Here is a 1,434-nt window from a genome sequence, read left to right on the forward strand (position 1 = left end):
ACCGGACTTGGCCACCCAAGCTTTGAACGTACCGCCTGAATTCCGTCTCGGGTAGGGCGCGCTCTGAGTTGCAGTTGATCTATGCAACACGGCCGTTCGGAGTTGATAAAAGAGCCAAAGACACGTCCCGCCTTTTCCGCATACCAGGATCAGTGAACGAGAAAGTGAACCGAACGGTCAAGGTAACTGGCGGTTCTGGGGCGAGGCATTCTTTCGATACATTGGCAGATCAGATCTTTGTCGCATGTGGTCGTCCCAAACGAGCTGACCTAAATGCAAAAACCAAGCCGAAAAGCTCAAAACCGAAGACAGAGACAGAGACAGAGACAGAGACAAACATGCCTGCAGGCCTTACGCAGGCCCGTCGATTTAGCGTGATACTGCAAGACCTCGAAAAATATAGGAACGCAAATGGGGGGGTGATTGATGAGGGATACAGAAACGTGTGGCTGCACTTCTATGCCACCTGTCTTACCCACTTCAAGGATACCAGCACTATTGGGCAGGACATTGCGAAGATGGCCGAGATCGCCACGCCTGGTCTAAGCATTGGGGAAGTGAACGCGATCATCAAGCAAGCTGAGGAAAAGGCTAAACTGCCGTATTCCGACAAAGTGATTCCAGGCGGACGATATTATTACAAGGGCGAGACGATAGCCGAAGCTTTGGGCATCAGCTCCAAAACTGCCCGTAGCCTTGGACTGAAACAAGTTGTCCCTCAAGAGGAAAAAAGGCGTCGCCGTGCGACTGCCGAAAGGCAGCGCCGTCAGCAAAACGGTGCCGTGCCTCGTGCAGAATACCTCGCTGACAACGATACTTCTCGGTCACAGCCCTGGCTGAAATACGGTCTCAAAAAATCTCAGTACTACGTGCGCAGGAAGGCCAGAACCTTGCAAGATTTGATAGATGACTAAGACCGGACAGGTCCGTGCCCGCTTCAGGGGTTTTAACCATTAGCTTCACGGCTGGGTGAAGAACCAGAGCGAGAGGTTTGCACTACTGAACCAATAGGCAGGCCGTCAGACGAACGAAAAGCGCACCTGCTGATGATTAGCCGCACTCCGTATCGACCAACGCCCATATGGCCGGACAAAGATATCATTCGGCTTCGCCCATTCCCTCGACTGACTTCAGAAGACCACTTTTCCAGTGTGCAACGGATACGACCGAACCTGGCTCTGCCCGCCGGGTTATCCCTGAGGAGAGTAGACGCTTGGACCTGCCACTATACGATACCATTTGGTTTTCTTGTTTGAGTTTCTGCCCCGGAACTAAAACATACAAACCAAAACGGCATCTGAAATATTCAACGCAGAAAATACGGAAAGGCTGCAAACTTGTATCGTAACCGCTGTTTAGACCCCACCTTCCGATGACGCGTGTATTCTGCGAGTCCGTGCTTCATGGATTTGAGGGAGTTTCTCCATGGATTGT

At 51.7% G+C, this 1,434-nt stretch carries 1 protein-coding gene; it reads left to right on the top strand.

The window, feature by feature from the left end; all coding sequences use genetic code 11:
* Positions 1–152 precede the first annotated feature (152 nt).
* On the top strand, positions 153–914 hold the full coding sequence (locus tag BLQ98_RS18015) for a hypothetical protein (protein ID WP_141135395.1): 762 nt from the start codon (positions 153–155) through the stop codon (positions 912–914).
* The last annotated feature ends 520 nt before the right edge of the window (positions 915–1,434 follow it).

It is taken from the genome of Sulfitobacter litoralis (assembly GCF_900103185.1).
Classification (GTDB): Bacteria; Pseudomonadota; Alphaproteobacteria; order Rhodobacterales; family Rhodobacteraceae; genus Sulfitobacter; species Sulfitobacter litoralis.